This is a genomic window from Marinobacter sp., assembly GCF_039977835.1.
GTDB lineage: Bacteria > Pseudomonadota > Gammaproteobacteria > Pseudomonadales > Oleiphilaceae > Marinobacter.
On sequence record NZ_JBDWCL010000043.1, the window covers coordinates 207509 to 222808 of the forward strand.

Consider the following 15300-nt stretch of genomic DNA (forward strand, 5'->3'; position numbering starts at 1 on the left):
ATGCAGCCGGTTGAGGTACTGGCCAGCCAGCTCAAGCCCGGCCGGGGCTGGGCTGAGCACCTCGGCAACGAGTTCAGCCAGCCGTACATGCGACAGCTGGCTGACTTCCTGGCGGCGGAGGAAGAGGCAGGTAAAACCCTGTTCCCCGCCAGCCACCTCTGCTTCAATGCGTTGAACAGCACTCCCCTGGACAAGGTGCGCGTTGTCATCCTCGGCCAGGACCCCTACCACGGCCCCGGCCAGGCCCATGGCCTGTGCTTCTCGGTACGCCCTCACGTGGCCACACCGCCATCATTGGTCAACATCTTCAAAGAAATCCAGAACGACCTGGGTAATCCGCCCCCGGACCACGGCTGCCTCCAGCCCTGGGCCGACCAGGGCGTGCTACTACTGAACAGCGTCCTCACCGTCGTGCAGGGTCAGGCCGGCGCCCACCAGGGCAAAGGCTGGGAAACCTTCACCGACAGGGTCATAGAAACCATCAACCGGGAACGGCAGGGCGTGGTGTTTCTACTCTGGGGAAGTTACGCAAAAAAGAAGGGTCAACACATCGACCGCAGCAAACACCTGGTACTGGACGGTCCACACCCATCCCCATTAAGCGCCTACCGCGGATTCTTCGGTTGCAAGCACTTTTCCAAGGCCAACGAGTGGCTACAACAAAATGGTCTGCCCACCGTCGACTGGTCTTTGCCCACCAAGTCAGATCTGCTGGAACAATACGGGAAAAGTCAGTCCAGCTCTTGAAGGGGAGCGCAAAGCAAGGCCCGCAACAAAACCTGATCGGCCGGAGGCGGGGGTATTTTCTCTGACAGGAAAAGGTGTCTGAGCGCAGCGAGTTCTTTTCCCGAAGAAAAATACCCCCGCCTCCGGCCAGCCCCCAATTTTTCAGGCCCACTGGGGCAGCCTCCGAACTATAAGGCTATTTAAGAAGCGCCATAGCCGCTTCCATCTGAGCATTCAGATCCTCTTCCTCACTCATATCCACTTCCGGATCCAGTCCCAGACGATCAAACGCCGAAATCGTCTTCCAGTCCACCTCAGTCCAGGGATGATCCGTACCCGCAATCAACTGCAGATTGGCCACCAGCACCAGATCCGCATAATCCACCCCCGGAACCTCCCGATGCAGATTCGCGTACTCCAGAGGCACATTCTGAAGCTCCTTGGGGAAATCCCATTTCTGCAGAATGGCGGCGCCAATACGTGGATGAATCTCCTCAATCACGTTATCCAGCATGATCCCGCTGATCTGGATGTCACGATCCTCCACATAACGCAGAATCGGCAACACCCCGATCAGGTGAACAAGCCCGGCCAGGGTAGCCTGATCCGGTTTAAGCTTTGTGTAATGCTGCGCCAGCACATGGCACACACCCGCCACTTCCGTGCTTTTCTGCCAGGTGGCGCGCAGGCGCTTGTCGATCATGTCAGACGTGGCCTGGAACATCTGCTCCATGGCCAGGCCCATGGCCAGGTTACTGGTATAGGCCATGCCAAGGCGGCTGACTGCCATGTTCAGGTTTTCAATCGCGCGGCTGCCACGGAACAACGGGCTGTTGCAAACACGGATGATGCGGGCTGAAAGCGCCGTGTCATTGCTGATGACCTTCACCAGATCAATTATCGCTGAGTCTTCATTCTCAGCGATTTCGCGTACTTGCAACGCAACTTCCGGAAGCGTCGGAAGTACAAGCTTGTCGTTTTCAATGGCATCGGTCAGATCGGTTTTTATGGTTTCGACAATATTCGACATGGTCAACTATGGTCCGCCTGTTGAATGTTACCTGGCCGGCAGAAGGATCCGGAAAGGCCAAAATGTTCAGGTATATGAAGTACTTTATAGCAAATTTTCCGGAGTCGTCCTGTCAACTTATGTATCAGACGTCCCTGTTTGTTCACGTTCTGAAACCGAATAGGGCAGCGGGCGCTGCGAGAGGGGCGTGTTTGGCGCACTCTCAAGCGCGAGTTCGTGGTCTGCCGCGTCGTGGCGCACCACCGCCAGGAATTCTGCGGTGCCATCGGAAAGACCCACGGAGTTGATCACATTGCCCACCGGGCGATCACCGTCCAGAACAGCTTCTCCCGGGGTGGGCGGGTTAGCTGCCTGGTCGGTGGTGAACCGGAAAAGACTTTTCTTGAGTTGCCCCAGAAAGTGCATGCGGGCGATCACTTCCTGCCCGGTATAGCACCCTTTTTTGAAGTGAATGCCTCCCACGTGCTGCCAGTTCAGCATCTGAGGTACAAAACCTTCCTTGGTGGCGGGCGTGAGTGCGGCTACGCCGGCTGCAATCTCGGCGGCGTGCCAGTCGGCCAGGGTGGCCTCGGGTATGTCATGCAGTGCCTGCTGCAGCAACTGGTCCAGGTCCCCGGTTTGCCATAGTTCAAAGCGGGATATGCCCTCCGCGGTGCTCATCGTGCGCACCAGGTTGCCTCCCGGCAGCGCCACCGTATCACCGGCGGCTGTCAGTTTATCAGTGATGGCTCCGGGCAGCAGTTGCGTGGCGGTGGCCTGTCCCATCAGCCCGATAATCCGGGCCTTGGCCTCCACCTCCATGGAAGTGCCACGAAACAGCATCAGGTATTTCCGCAGATGGCTGACGGTGTCGTCCGCCAATTCAACAGGCAGCTCCATCAGTACATCATCGCCATCCCGCACCAGCCGGGTCAGGCAATAGGCGCGGCCTTTCGGGGTGCAGGCGGCAGCCCTTGGTGAGTGGCTTTGGGTAACATCATCAATCTGCTGGCTGAACTGTCCCTGCAGGAACTTATCGGTTCCCGGACCGGTTATCCGCACGATAACCCGATCGGAAATGCTGATGCGGGCCGGATGAGGCAGCGGATGGCTGGCCCGGTTTTCGGTATCTGACATGGAACGCTCCGGAATCAGTGGGTTTCCTGAACATTTAAGGGTTGCCGGCCACCGGCCTTACCGGCATTGGCTGACGACCCCAGACGAAGCCATACCCGCAACTGGCGGAAGGCGTCCGCTGAGGTGTTGCAGAGCCGGGGCGTGATTGCAACCAGAACAACAGAGTACGTTGTGGATATGGAGCCGGCTCGTCGCAGTTTCAAGGCAGTGACCCCGGCGCTCACCCGGCTCTCTCCGGAGGGTAGCACGGTAACTTCCGAGCCGGAGCCAAGTCGAGCGTATAGGCGCTGGTTTTCAACCCGTAAACCCGTGACGGAATCCGGGCCGGACAGCAAGCCGCTCCGGCGGTACTGGACAATGGCGCCTGCTAAGGGGAGGGGGCTCAGCAACAGCCAGGCCGGACCATGAGTGCTGACCATAAGCAACGCCAGGGCCGTCAGCAATAACCAGGGCAGGGCGCAGAGAAAAGCCACAGGATGCGATGGCGAAATCCGCAGGTCAATCCGGCTGGACACGGTTCAAAATGATATCGACGATGCGTTGAAGGTCCGGGTCGTCCGGGCGGCTACGCTGCATGAACCACTCGAACATATCGCTGTCTTCGCAGGTGATCAGTTTTTCGTAGCGTGCCTGGTCTTCTGCCGGCAGCTCCCGGTAGGCCTCTTCGAGGAACGGGATCAGTAGTACGTCCAGTTCCAGCATGCCACGACGGCTGTGCCACCACAGGCGGTTGAAGTCGATGTTATCAGACATGAATACTCTCAGTTGGCCAGTGACGAGCCGCCCCCTCAGGGGGATGGTCGTCTGTAGGTTGTAGGAACCAGTACGGTATCTTTTGCTTCGTGGAGCAGTCCCGGGAAATCCAGCGTGTAATGCAGGCCACGGCTTTCCCTGCGTTGCAGGGCTGAGCAGATGATCAGATCCGCTACGGTGACCAGGTTTCGCAGTTCGAGCAGGTCATTGGATACCCGGTAATTGCTGTAGAACTCTCCGATTTCCCGCTCCAGCAGATCAATACGGTGTTTGGCCCGCTGCAGACGTTTGGTGGTGCGCACGATGCCCACATAGTCCCACATGAAGTGCCGGAGTTCGTCCCAGTTGTGGGAGATTACCACGTCTTCATCGGAATCCCTGACCTGGCTTTCGTCCCAGTCAGGTGCTGTGGGTGGTGACGGTATATCAGACTCCCGCCGGGCGATATCCGCAGCGGCGGCGCGACCGTAGACCAGGCACTCCAGAAGGGAGTTGCTGGCCATGCGGTTGGCACCATGCAGCCCGGTAAACGCGGCCTCACCTACAACATAGAGCTGATTGATATCGGTGCGAGCACGGTCGTCACTGACGATGCCGCCACAGGTGTAGTGGGCCGCAGGGACTACCGGAATGGGTTCTTTGGTGATATCAATCCCGAAGACCAGGCATTTCTCGTAGATGGTCGGGAAGTGATGTTTGATGAAATCAGCCGGTTTGTGGCTGATATCAAGAAGCAGGTGATCCGCACCCAGGCGCTTCATCTCGTGGTCAATGGCACGGGCCACAATGTCCCTGGGGGCGAGTTCGCCACGTTTGTCGAACCTGTCCATAAATCGCGTGCCGTCCGGTAACAGCAGGTACCCACCTTCTCCTCTCACGGCCTCGGTGATCAGGAACGACTTGGCGTGGGGATGGTAGAGGCAGGTGGGGTGGAACTGGTTGAACTCCATGTTGCCCACACGGCAGCCTGCCCGCCAGGCCATGGCAATTCCATCGCCGGATGCGCCATCGGGGTTGGTAGTGTAGCGATAGGCCTTGCTGGCACCGCCGGTGGCAATAATGGTGAACCGGGCCCGGAACAACTCAACGTGATTGTCGTCGAGGTTCAGAATATAGGCGCCCACGCAGGCATTGCCCGGCAGAGACAGTTTGCGGTTGGTGATCAGGTCAACGGCGACCCGGCGTGACATCAGTGAGATATTGGAGCGTGCCTGGGCCTGGGATGTCAGGGTGGTGGAAACCGCGTGACCGGTGGCATCAGCAGCATGAATGATGCGCCGGTGACTGTGCCCGCCTTCGCGGGTCAGGTGGTATTGCGACTCGGCGTCGCGGGTGAAGGTGACACCGCTGTCAATCAGCCAGTCAATACTCTCGCGGCCATGCTCGACGGTAAATCTGACAGCGTCCTCGTGGCAGAGCCCACCCCCTGCACTAAGCGTGTCGCTGATGTGGTTCTCCAGTGAATCGTCATCATCCAGCACCGCCGCAATGCCGCCCTGGGCCCACAGTGTTGCGCCACTGCTGATATCACCCTTGCTGACGACGGCAATCTTCAGGTGTTCAGGCAGATTCAGGGCAGCAGTCAGTCCGGCGGCACCGCTACCGATTATCAGAACATCGAATTCGTAGGATTGTGGCATCGGGTCGTTATCGCAGGCCATAATGTGGAGGTGTATTGAACTAAACTTTGTGCCTGCTGTCTATTTGGCCTGACGGGGTGCACCCGCGAATGGGGCGCACCATAGCCTAATCGGACCTCGGGCAGTAGCATGAATCCACCGAAATACAGGCAAGCTGACCAGATGGTCGCTCACTATGGAAATCCCGGCACTCCGTCCATGACTGCGGATACAGAACGACACAAGGATGAAAACAGTGAAAGCCAGACAGACCTTCAGTTAGTAAGGAAGGTCCGTCATGGTGATCGGCCTGCCTTTGACCTTCTGGTGGTCAAGTACCAGTCACGGGTGGCGTCGATCATCAGTCGGTACGTTTACGATAGCCAGGAAGTGATGGATCTGACGCAGGAAACCTTCGTCAAGGCGTATCGTGCGATAGACCGGTTTCGGGGTGACAGTGCTTTTTATACGTGGCTGTATCGGATCGCGGTGAATACGGCGAAGAATTTCCTGGAGTCCCGTGGCCGTCGCCCGCAGGGAAGTGCTGACGCCGTTGAAGCCGAGAATTTTGACGATGGCTCGAAACTGAGAGACAACGCTTCGCCGGAAAAACTGTTGCAAAGGGATCAGTTGCAGGAAGCGCTCAGGGAGGCCATCGGCAATCTGCCGGAGGAACTCCGGTCAGCGTTTTTGCTCAGGGAGTATGACGGGCTGAGCTATGAAGCTATTGCCGGCATCCTCGAGTGCCCGATTGGTACCGTCAGGTCACGGATTTTCAGGGCGCGGGATGCGGTAGATCGCCACCTCGGCCCCTTGTTGAATGATTCCCGGACATAATGAGGTTGCGTCCTATGGATGATCGTCTCAAAGAAACCCTGTCGGCAATGATGGATGACGAGGCGGACGAGCTGTCTGTCCGCCGACTGTTGTCCCACGCGCGACAGGATGAAGTTCGTTCCCAGTGGCAGCGTTGGCAGCAGGTGCGCGATCTGATGCATCAGGGAAACCTGGCTGATGATCGGGTTGACGTCAGTGCCGGTGTCAGGGAAGCGCTGGACGGCGGCGTTGTTAAGGCCCCCGGTCCGGTCGCATCTACCCACCGTCGCAGGGAGAGGAACTGGCACTGGCCTGCCGTGGCCATGGTAACTCTTGCGCTGGTGGTTGGGTTTGGTGCTGGAGCCGGATGGGAATCGGCGGACACGTCGGCCTCGGTGGCTAACGCCGGGCTCCCTTCCGAGAAGGCCGAAGGCATCGCGTCGGACGCCGTGGGCGAGCCGGTACAGGAAGTTGCCCTGCAGGGGCTGGATGAAGAACAGTGGGAACAGGTTAGTCGCTACCTTCTGGAGCACGCCCAGCATAACAGCGTGGGGGCGGGTCGTGGCTCGGTTGGCTATGCCCGTGTGGTGAGTGCATCCGGGGCTGGTTACTAGGCCCACGATTTCACCCTGAATTCTGCTCGGAGTTGAATGATTGATGCGCAAAACGGTAACCGGAATCCGGACTCGCACTCTTAGCCCTGGCAGGCCCCTGCTGGCGATGGTCATGGTTCTGGCTGTTTTCGTCACCGGGCAGGCACGCGCTGACGCGGCCGCCAGGGACGCTGAATACTGGCTGGATCGCCTCGGCCCTGCCCTGAATATGACTTCGTATCGTGGAGTGTTTGTTTACGCACGGGGTGATCAGGTCAGCTCCATGCAGATTGCCCATCGTTACCAGGACGGTGTTGTTGAGGAGCGTCTTGTCCCCCAGGACGGCGCCAACGGCGAAATTGTTCGCAAGGGCATGAGGGTGGTTTGTGTTCTTCCGGATCACGGGCGCATACAGCTTGACCAGGTGATCCCGTCCGGTCCTTTCGCGGAAGCCTTTTCCAGTCAGTTGATGCCGGTCAGCCGCTGGTACCAGCCGGAACTGGCCGGTGATGACCGTATCGCTGGCTACGACGTGGTCAGGCTTGCGCTGAAGGCGAAAGACGAGCTGCGTTACAGCCATCAACTGTGGCTGGAAAAGTCCACCGGCCTGCTGGTTAAAAGCCATGTGCGTTCATCAGAAGGCACGGTTCTTGAGCACTTCCAGTTCACTAGCCTGGAGATTACCGACAGTCTGTCAGACAGCGAATTTGTGATCCGCACCAAGGGAGAGGAAATCGCTCGGGAACTGGCGCCCAAAACAACGTCCTCCCCAGCGCCACGAATGGACGGATGGACACTGGGGTGGCGTCCGGACGGTTTTATCCCGGCGGCGGCTCCCCGCTCTGGAAAAGGCCAGGCTGTGGCTTTTTCAGATGGCCTGGCGGCTTTCTCGGTGTTTGTCGAGCCATCGCGACAGGTCGTGATGCCCACCGGGGCCTCACGAATCGGTGCGACCACCGTGTACATGAAGCAGCTCGACGTGGGTAATGTGGACTTTTTTGTGACCGTCGTTGGTGAAATTCCTCCCAGGACTGCCCGCAAGGTCGCGGAGTCCGTTAAAGTGGACGATGCCCTGGCGTTTGGAGCTATCGGAGAATGATTACGGAAACAGGCAAAGTGGTGGCGCTCAATGGCGACAGAGTGTGGGTGCAGACAATCCGTACCAGTGCCTGCGAGACCTGTTCTGCGCGCAACGGCTGTGGTCAACGGGCGCTGGCGGGTGTGTCCGGCGGCCGTGCCAACCAGGTACTGGTTTCCAACAGCCTGAATGCAGGGATTGGCGATGAAGTGACGGTTGCTATTGAAGAGTCGGCACTGCTTGGTGCCTCGCTGCTGGTATATGCGTTGCCGCTGGTGCTGATGGTGGTTGGAGCTGTCTCCGGCCATCAACTGTCAGGGGGGCAGGATGCCGCAGCCATGGTGGGTGCCGCGGTGGCAATGGCGGCCGGTTTCGTAGTGGCCAGGCGGGTCGGCTCGAGCCCGGGGCGGAACTACGAACCACGGCTGGTGAACGTCAGGCAGTCATCGGTTGATTCCTGTGTGTGAATCACTGCCGTGTTGAAAATGCTGATTTTGACCAAACAGTATTCTGCAAACAACAGCTTATCAGGGGGTTCTGAATGCTCAGAGTAAAGAGTGACCGTGAAATGTCGTTCTGGCCCGGCGGCCGGAATATAGCGGCGGTCGGTGTGTATCTGCTTTGCCTGCTGGTGCCTTTGTCACTGGCTCAAACCGCGTCGGCCCGCAGCTTGCCTGATTTTACCGAACTGGTTGAGAACAATTCCTCGGCAGTGGTCAATATCAGCACCACGACCGAGCCGAAAGCCGGAGGCAATCGTTCCCGTGCCCTTCCGTTTGATGAGCGCCAGCTTGAGCAACTGCCGGATTTCTTTCAGGATTTCTTTCGCGGCCCTCAGTCGCCGTTTGGTGGCGGCCAGGGTGGAGGTGCCCCTCGTCAGTCGATGGGGTCCGGCTTTATTGTTTCCAGCGATGGTTACGTATTGACCAATAACCACGTAGTGGAGGGGGCTGATGAGATCATTGTGCGCCTGAACGATCGCCGGGAATTGCCGGCGAAACTGGTGGGCACCGATCCCCGTTCGGATATGGCGGTTCTGAAGATTGAAAACGGAGATGACCTCCCCGTCGTCCGTGTCGGAAGTTCGAAGGATCTTAAAGTGGGTGAATGGGTATTGGCCATCGGCTCACCCTTTGGTTTCGATTATACGGTCACGGCAGGTATCGTCAGTGCGGTGGGTCGTTCTCTGCCCTCCGAAAACTACGTTCCGTTCATCCAGACCGATGTCGCTATCAACCCCGGCAACTCCGGGGGGCCGCTGTTCAACCTGGATGGCGAAGTGGTCGGTATCAACTCACAGATCTATACCCGTTCCGGCGGTTTCATGGGTGTCTCGTTCGCTATTCCCATTGATGACGCCATGAATGTGTTCCAGCAGATCAGGGACAAGGGAGCGGTGTCCCGTGGATGGCTTGGCGTTCTTATTCAGGAAGTGAACCGGGACCTGGCGCAATCTTTCGGCCTGAAGCGGCCGCGTGGTGCTCTGATTGCGGAGGTCATGTCGGGCTCGCCGGCCGAGGAGGCAGGATTGAAGGCCGGTGACATCGTTCTCGAATATGAAGGTGAGGATGTAACACTGTCGTCTGACCTGCCGCCAATGGTAGGTCGCACCCCCGTTGGCGAAACTGCGTCGCTGGAGGTCATGAGAGAGGGCGAGCAGATCACTCTGGATGTCGAAATCGGTAAATTGCCCGAAGAGGGTGGGGAGCCCGCGTCAGTGCCGGCTTCCGGCAACAATGGTCCGTCCTCGTCGCCGTTGGGCATGACTGTTGAGCCCCTGCCCGATGACGTGCGGAACTCGCTGGAAATCTCCGGCGGTGTGTTGGTGTCCGACGTTGCCCAGGGGCCCGCACTCAATGCCGGCATCCGCCCCCGGGATGTGATTACCGAGCTCAATCGTCGGCCCGTCAACTCGGTCGAGGAATTCCGGGAAGCGGTGGCGTCATTGCCCGACGACAGCGCGGTATCGGTTCGCGTGGTGCGCCAGGGACGGGCCATCTATCTGGTCATGAAGCCCTGACAAATGGAACAGAGCCCTGCTGGTTGTCGGTAAAACGACAGCCAGCAGGGCTTTTGTTATAATGGCGCAAATAATCAGATAACTGGCCATGGATCGGACCTGCCCGAATGATGAACAAAAAGGATCTTCCCCTCCGGAAACTGCTACAGCTTCGACACTCATGGGTAGCGTGGTTGCTGCTGGCCGGGTGTCTCGCCATGACCGTGTTGTTGTGGCAGGTATCTATTCGCCTGGTTGAAGATCGCACAGAGGCCCGTTTCAAAACCCAGTCCCTGCAGCTTAAGACCGCTATCGAAGAACGGCTGCTGAACTATGAGCAGGTGCTGGCAGGCAGTGCCGGCCTGTTCGCCGTTGCCGGTGAAATCACCCGGGCTGACTGGCGGGAATACATAGACAATGTGGATATCAACCGTTATTACCCGGGCATTCAGGGCATCGGTTATGTCAAGAAGATCGGCGTGCGACAGATGGCCGATCATATCGCCTCTGTCCGGCGGGACGGTGTTCTCAACTATCTGGTCACCCCATTGGGCACCGGCCCCGATTATTATCCGATGGTGTATCTGGAGCCCGGCACCGAGCGGAACCGCAAGGCCCTGGGGTACGATGCGTTCAGTGATCCGGTGCACCGGCGTGCCATGGTTCGTGCCAGGGACCATGCCGAGCCCAAGGTCACCGGCAAGGTGGTTCTGGTGCAGGAGGAAGTGGCTGAAGACCAGGCTGGCTTTCTGATGTACTACCCCGTCTATCAGGGTGGCGACGTCCCCGAAAGCCGGGGGGAGCGCCAGATGATGCTGGCGGGTTATGTCTTCAGCGCGTTCAGGATGAACCACCTGCTGGACGGTATCGTTGGTCTGATTTCGCCCTTCCTGGATGTAAAGATATACGATGCCGGGAACATCTCGCGGGATTCGCTGATGTACGGCTCCAATCTTGGCTCATTGGATGAAGACTTCAGCTTTGAAATGAGCCAGACAATCAATCATGGCGGCCGGGACTGGCTGTTGCAGACCCGTTCCACGCCAGCCTTTGATTACCTGGCGTCTGATCCGCGCCCGCCCATTGTCCTTGGCTCGGGCATTCTCATCAGCCTGCTGATGTTCCTGTTCGTACTTACGATGATTCGCGGCCGGATCATGGCGCAGATCAGCGCAGGCCGTTACCGGGCCATTACCGAAGGCGCCGCCAATGTGACTCTGGTGCTGGATCGCAATGGCAACCCTCGCTATGCGAGCCCGTCGAGCCGCGACATCCTTGGTTTTGATCCGGAAGAGGTCTACCGCCTGGATCTCAATACGCTGGTGCACGCAGAAGACCGACCCCAGTTGACGGCAGGTTTTGAGGAGGCGGTCAGATCCCCCGGAAAGCAGATGCCGGTTATCCGTGCCCGTATACGGGATTCGGAAGGGCAGTGGCGAGATATGGAGGGTACCTATACCGCCATGCTCAATGTCCCCGGGGTTGACGGTGTGGTGCTCAGCCTGCGAGACCTCACCCAGCTCAAAGCAGCCCAGTCGGAGCTTCACCGGCTGGCGTTCTATGATCCTCTGACAGGGCTGGCAAACCGTCAGTTGTTCAAGGACCGTCTGAGTCACGTGGTGCGCCGGAGCCGGCGTAGTGAGGAGCCGGCCGCTCTGATGTTCCTGGATCTTGATGGCTTCAAGCGTATTAACGATACCCTGGGGCATGACGCTGGTGATGAATTGCTCAAGCAGGTGTCCGAGTGGCTTACCGGCTGCGTAAGGGAAGACGATTCGGTTGCCAGGCTGGGTGGCGACGAATTCGTTGTATTGTTGTCACGTATCAGTGGCCCCGACGCCGCGGGGAAGGTGGCTGACACCATCCTCCGGCGGCTCTGTCAGAGAATCCGCCTGAACGACCATGAAGTGGGTATTACCGTCAGTATCGGTATCACCATGATCCCCCATGACAGTGAGGACCCGGGCACGCTGATGAAATATGCCGACCTCGCCATGTACCGGGCCAAGGAGATGGGGCGCAATACCTACCAGTTCTTTACCCCGGCAATGAATATCAAGGCGGCGCGACGCCTGTTACAGCAGGAGGAACTGGCGACGGCACTGGATGGTGACCGCTTCGTTCTGCACTACCAGCCCAAGATCGATCTTGAAACCGAGCGGGTGATCGGAGTTGAAGCATTCCTGCGCTGGCATCACCCGGAGAAGGGGCTGGTCAGCGCCCAGCAGTTTATCTCGCTGGCAGAGGAAACCGGGTTGATAGTCAGGCTTGGTGAGATGGCGCTGCGACAGGCGTGTATCCAGGTGCAAGCGCTTGAGCGAGCGGGGTTCGAATCGCTGAAAATGGCGGTTAACCTGTCTGTTCGCCAGCTGACGGATTCCGGCTTTCTGGACATGATGCGGCAGGTGATCACTGAAACCGGTGTGTCACCGGAGCGGCTGGAACTGGAGATGCCCGCGGAATTGCTGAACGAAGACCCGCGAATGCTCAGGGAACTGCTGGTATCCCTCCATGATATGGGGGTTTGCCTGATTCTGGACGATTTCGGTACCGGTTCGTGTTCGCTGGTGGCCCTCCAGCAATTGCCTCTGGATGTAATCAAGATCGACCATCGTTTTATCCGCGACATTCCCTACAGCGTCAGCGCCACGGATGTGGCTTCGGCCGTTATTGCGCTGGCCAGGAAATTACATCTCACCGTTGTAGCTGAGGGGGTGGAAACGCCGCAGCAGCTGAGTTTTCTCAAAAGTGCCGGCTGCGCCCAGTGTCAGGGCAACCTGTTCAGCTATCCGCTGGATGAGGATGCCCTCATTGGCTTCCTGATTCAGCAATATGAGCGGCCGCTGACTTCCTGATCATGGCAATGGCGGCCGGTAACCGGTAAAATCACGCCGTCGCCGGACTCCGGCACGGCCCTTCCGGGCTCAATCCTTCGTATTTTATGAGTATTCATTGTCTGTGACTGAACTGAGCCGAATCCGAAACTTTTCGATCATCGCCCATATTGACCACGGTAAATCCACTCTGGCTGACCGGTTTATCCAGATCTGCGGCGGCCTTACGGAACGTGAAATGGCCGAGCAGGTGCTTGATTCCATGGATCTTGAGCGCGAACGCGGCATCACCATCAAGGCCCAGAGCGTCACTCTGAATTACAAGGCCCGGGACGGCCAGGAATACAAGCTGAATTTCATCGATACCCCGGGCCATGTGGACTTTTCCTATGAAGTCTCGCGATCGTTATATGCCTGTGAAGGTGCGCTGCTGGTCGTGGATGCCGGACAGGGGGTTGAGGCCCAGTCCGTGGCCAACTGCTACACGGCCATCGAGCAGGGGCTGGAAGTGGTGCCAGTACTGAACAAGATGGACCTTCCGCAGGCGGAGCCCGAAAGGGTCGCCCAGGAAATCGAGGATATCATTGGTATTGCTGCCACTGATGCGGTGCGCTGCAGCGCCAAGAGCGGTATTGGCGTGGAAGATGTCCTGGAAGACCTGATAGCCAAGATCCCGCCGCCAAAGGGCGACCGTGCTGCCCCCCTGCAGGCGCTCATTATCGATTCCTGGTTCGACAACTACCTCGGAGTGGTCTCCCTGGTGCGGGTAACCGAGGGTACCCTGAAAAAGGGCGACAAGATTGTGATCAAGTCCACCGGCAAGGCCTGGAATGCCGACAAGGTAGGCATCTTTAATCCCAAGCCCAAGGATACGGATATTCTGGAGGCAGGGGACGTAGGCTTTGTGGTCGCCGGCATCAAGGACATTCATGGTGCGCCGGTGGGCGATACCATTGTGCAGCAGAAAGGGTCGGACGATATCCCCATGCTGCCCGGTTTCAAGAAAGTGAAGCCTCAGGTCTATGCCGGTCTGTTTCCGGTCAGTGCCGATGACTACAACGACTTCCGCGACGCACTGGAAAAACTGACCCTTAACGATGCCTCGCTGTTTTTCGAGCCGGAAAGCTCGGACGCTCTCGGTTTCGGTTTCCGTTGTGGCTTCCTCGGCATGCTCCATATGGAGATCATCCAGGAGCGTCTCGAGCGCGAATACGACATTGACCTGATTACCACTGCGCCAACGGTAATCTATGAAGTCGTTACCAAACAGGGTGAGACCCTGTCGGTAGACAATCCCTCCAGCCTGCCGGATATTGGTTCCATTGAGGAAATGCGGGAACCAATCGTTGAAGCCAACATTCTGGTGCCTCAGGAACACCTGGGTAATGTCATTAAACTGTGCGAAGAAAAGCGCGGTATCCAGAAAAACATGCACTTCATGTCAACGCAGGTACAGGTAACTTACGAGCTGCCGATGGCGGAAGTGGTTCTGGACTTTTTTGACCGCATCAAGTCTGCGAGCCGGGGCTTTGCGTCACTTGATTATCACTTTGTACGGTTCCAGACCGCCAACCTGGTGAGGCTGGACGTGCTGATCAACGCCGAGCGGGTGGATGCTCTGGCACTGATTGTGCACAAGGATCAGGCTCATTATAAGGGCCGCGCCCTGGTTGAGAAAATGAAGGAGCTGATCCCGCGGCAGATGTTTGATATTGCTATCCAGGCTGCAATTGGCAACCAGGTGGTGTCCAGGGTAACGGTCAAGGCGCTGCGCAAGAACGTAACGGCCAAGTGTTACGGTGGCGATGTCAGCCGGAAAAAGAAACTGCTGCAGAAGCAGAAAGAAGGTAAAAAACGCATGAAGCAGCTGGGTAATGTCGAGGTGCCTCAGGAAGCGTTCCTTGCCGTATTGAAAGTGGATAACTAAAAGGCACCTGAATGGATATTGATTTTCCCCTGGTTCTGGTAATTCTGACGTTTGCAACCGGGCTGATCTGGCTATTGGACAGGCTCCTGCTCCGCAAACGCAGACTTGCAGCAGCAGGGTTGGCGCCAGGGGAGTATGAGGCCGACCAGGAACCCAAAGAACCCTACCTCGTTGACCTCAGCCGTTCTTTCTTTCCGGTTCTGGCCGTGGTTCTGGTTCTGCGTTCATTTTTGGTAGAGCCTTTCCAGATTCCCTCCGGCTCAATGTTACCGACCCTGGAAGTGGGTGACTTCATTCTTGTGAACAAGTACGCCTACGGCCTGAGATTGCCCGTAGCCGGTACCAAGATACTGGATGTCGATGACCCGGAACGCGGGGATGTCATTGTGTTCCGCTACCCCGAAGATGGCAGCACCAATTACATCAAACGGGTAGTGGGCCTGCCGGGCGACCGCATCCGTTATCAGGATCGCCAGCTTTACATCAACGGTGAAAAAGTTGAGTCCCGCTTTGTGGCGCGGCTGCCGCCGGTAGAGTTGCGGCGTGAAACCCTTGGCGATACCCAGCACGACGTGTTTCTGACCCTCGGCCGTACAGGCCGTTCCGGAGAGGGAGAGTGGCTGGTGCCGGAAGGCGAGTACTTCGTGATGGGGGATAACCGGGACAACAGTAATGACAGTCGCTATTGGGGCACGGTCCCGGATGAAATGGTTGTGGGCAAGGCATTTGCGATCTGGATGCACTGGCAATCGCTGACCAGTCTGCCATCCTTTGATCGTGTGGGCGGCATAGAATAGGTGCGTTGTAAT

General features: G+C 57.8%; 14 protein-coding genes. 9 read left to right on the forward strand and 5 right to left on the reverse strand.

Translation table 11 applies throughout. The features are described 5' to 3' along the window. Entirely contained in the window at positions 1 to 747 is a 747-nt protein-coding gene (gene ung / locus ABJM11_RS13120; protein WP_348296334.1) for a uracil-DNA glycosylase, read from the forward strand. Positions 748 to 922: 175 nt separating this feature from the next. Here the strand turns inward: ung and ABJM11_RS13125 are convergent, their stop codons facing one another. From ABJM11_RS13125 to nadB, 5 genes are all read right to left on the reverse strand, one after another. Beyond that, positions 923 to 1756 carry an HDOD domain-containing protein gene (locus tag ABJM11_RS13125; RefSeq protein ID WP_348296335.1) on the reverse strand — a complete coding sequence of 278 codons (834 nt, stop codon included), beginning with the start codon at positions 1754 to 1756 and terminating at the stop codon, positions 923 to 925. A gap of 117 nt (positions 1757 to 1873) precedes the next feature. Then, positions 1874 to 2872, reverse strand: a complete 999-nt coding sequence (locus ABJM11_RS13130) for a folate-binding protein (protein ID WP_348296336.1) — start codon at positions 2870 to 2872, stop codon at positions 1874 to 1876. Positions 2873 to 2886: 14 nt separating this feature from the next. Beyond that, positions 2887 to 3387 carry a hypothetical protein gene (locus ABJM11_RS13135; RefSeq protein WP_348296337.1) on the reverse strand — a complete coding sequence of 167 codons (501 nt, stop codon included), beginning with the start codon at positions 3385 to 3387 and terminating at the stop codon, positions 2887 to 2889. Continuing rightward, positions 3371 to 3625, reverse strand: a complete 255-nt coding sequence (locus ABJM11_RS13140; protein WP_348296338.1) for a succinate dehydrogenase assembly factor 2 — start codon at positions 3623 to 3625, stop codon at positions 3371 to 3373. The genes ABJM11_RS13135 and ABJM11_RS13140 overlap by 17 nt, the downstream gene beginning before the upstream one ends. Positions 3626 to 3660: 35 nt before the next feature. Then, on the reverse strand, positions 3661 to 5265 hold the full coding sequence (nadB, locus tag ABJM11_RS13145) for an L-aspartate oxidase (protein ID WP_348296339.1): 1605 nt from the start codon (positions 5263 to 5265) through the stop codon (positions 3661 to 3663). A gap of 129 nt (positions 5266 to 5394) precedes the next feature. On the opposite strand from nadB, the gene rpoE reads away from it, so the two are divergent. From rpoE to lepB, 8 genes are all read left to right on the forward strand, one after another. Beyond that, entirely contained in the window at positions 5395 to 6081 is a 687-nt protein-coding gene (gene rpoE / locus ABJM11_RS13150; RefSeq protein WP_407069994.1) for an RNA polymerase sigma factor RpoE, read from the forward strand. A gap of 14 nt (positions 6082 to 6095) precedes the next feature. After that, positions 6096 to 6674, forward strand: coding sequence for a sigma-E factor negative regulatory protein (locus tag ABJM11_RS13155; RefSeq protein ID WP_348296340.1), 579 nt, complete (start codon positions 6096 to 6098; stop codon positions 6672 to 6674). A 43-nt stretch (positions 6675 to 6717) separates the two neighbouring features. Continuing rightward, a complete protein-coding gene (locus ABJM11_RS13160) occupies positions 6718 to 7752 on the forward strand; it encodes a MucB/RseB C-terminal domain-containing protein (protein ID WP_348296341.1) in 1035 nt (344 codons plus the stop codon). Further along, positions 7749 to 8198, forward strand: coding sequence for a SoxR reducing system RseC family protein (locus ABJM11_RS13165; RefSeq protein WP_348296342.1), 450 nt, complete (start codon positions 7749 to 7751; stop codon positions 8196 to 8198). Before ABJM11_RS13160 ends, ABJM11_RS13165 begins: the two co-directional genes overlap by 4 nt. Positions 8199 to 8299: 101 nt before the next feature. Next, the gene (locus ABJM11_RS13170; RefSeq protein ID WP_407069998.1) at positions 8300 to 9751 is read left to right on the forward strand and encodes a DegQ family serine endoprotease; all 1452 of its coding nucleotides are present in this window, start codon (positions 8300 to 8302) and stop codon (positions 9749 to 9751) included. Positions 9752 to 9858: 107 nt separating this feature from the next. Then, entirely contained in the window at positions 9859 to 12585 is a 2727-nt protein-coding gene (locus tag ABJM11_RS13175) for an EAL domain-containing protein (protein WP_348296344.1), read from the forward strand. 103 nt (positions 12586 to 12688) lie between these two features. Then, the gene (gene lepA, locus ABJM11_RS13180; RefSeq protein ID WP_348296345.1) at positions 12689 to 14491 is read left to right on the forward strand and encodes a translation elongation factor 4; all 1803 of its coding nucleotides are present in this window, start codon (positions 12689 to 12691) and stop codon (positions 14489 to 14491) included. Positions 14492 to 14502: 11 nt separating this feature from the next. Beyond that, positions 14503 to 15288 carry a signal peptidase I gene (gene lepB / locus ABJM11_RS13185; protein ID WP_348296346.1) on the forward strand — a complete coding sequence of 262 codons (786 nt, stop codon included), beginning with the start codon at positions 14503 to 14505 and terminating at the stop codon, positions 15286 to 15288. The last annotated feature ends 12 nt before the right edge of the window (positions 15289 to 15300 follow it).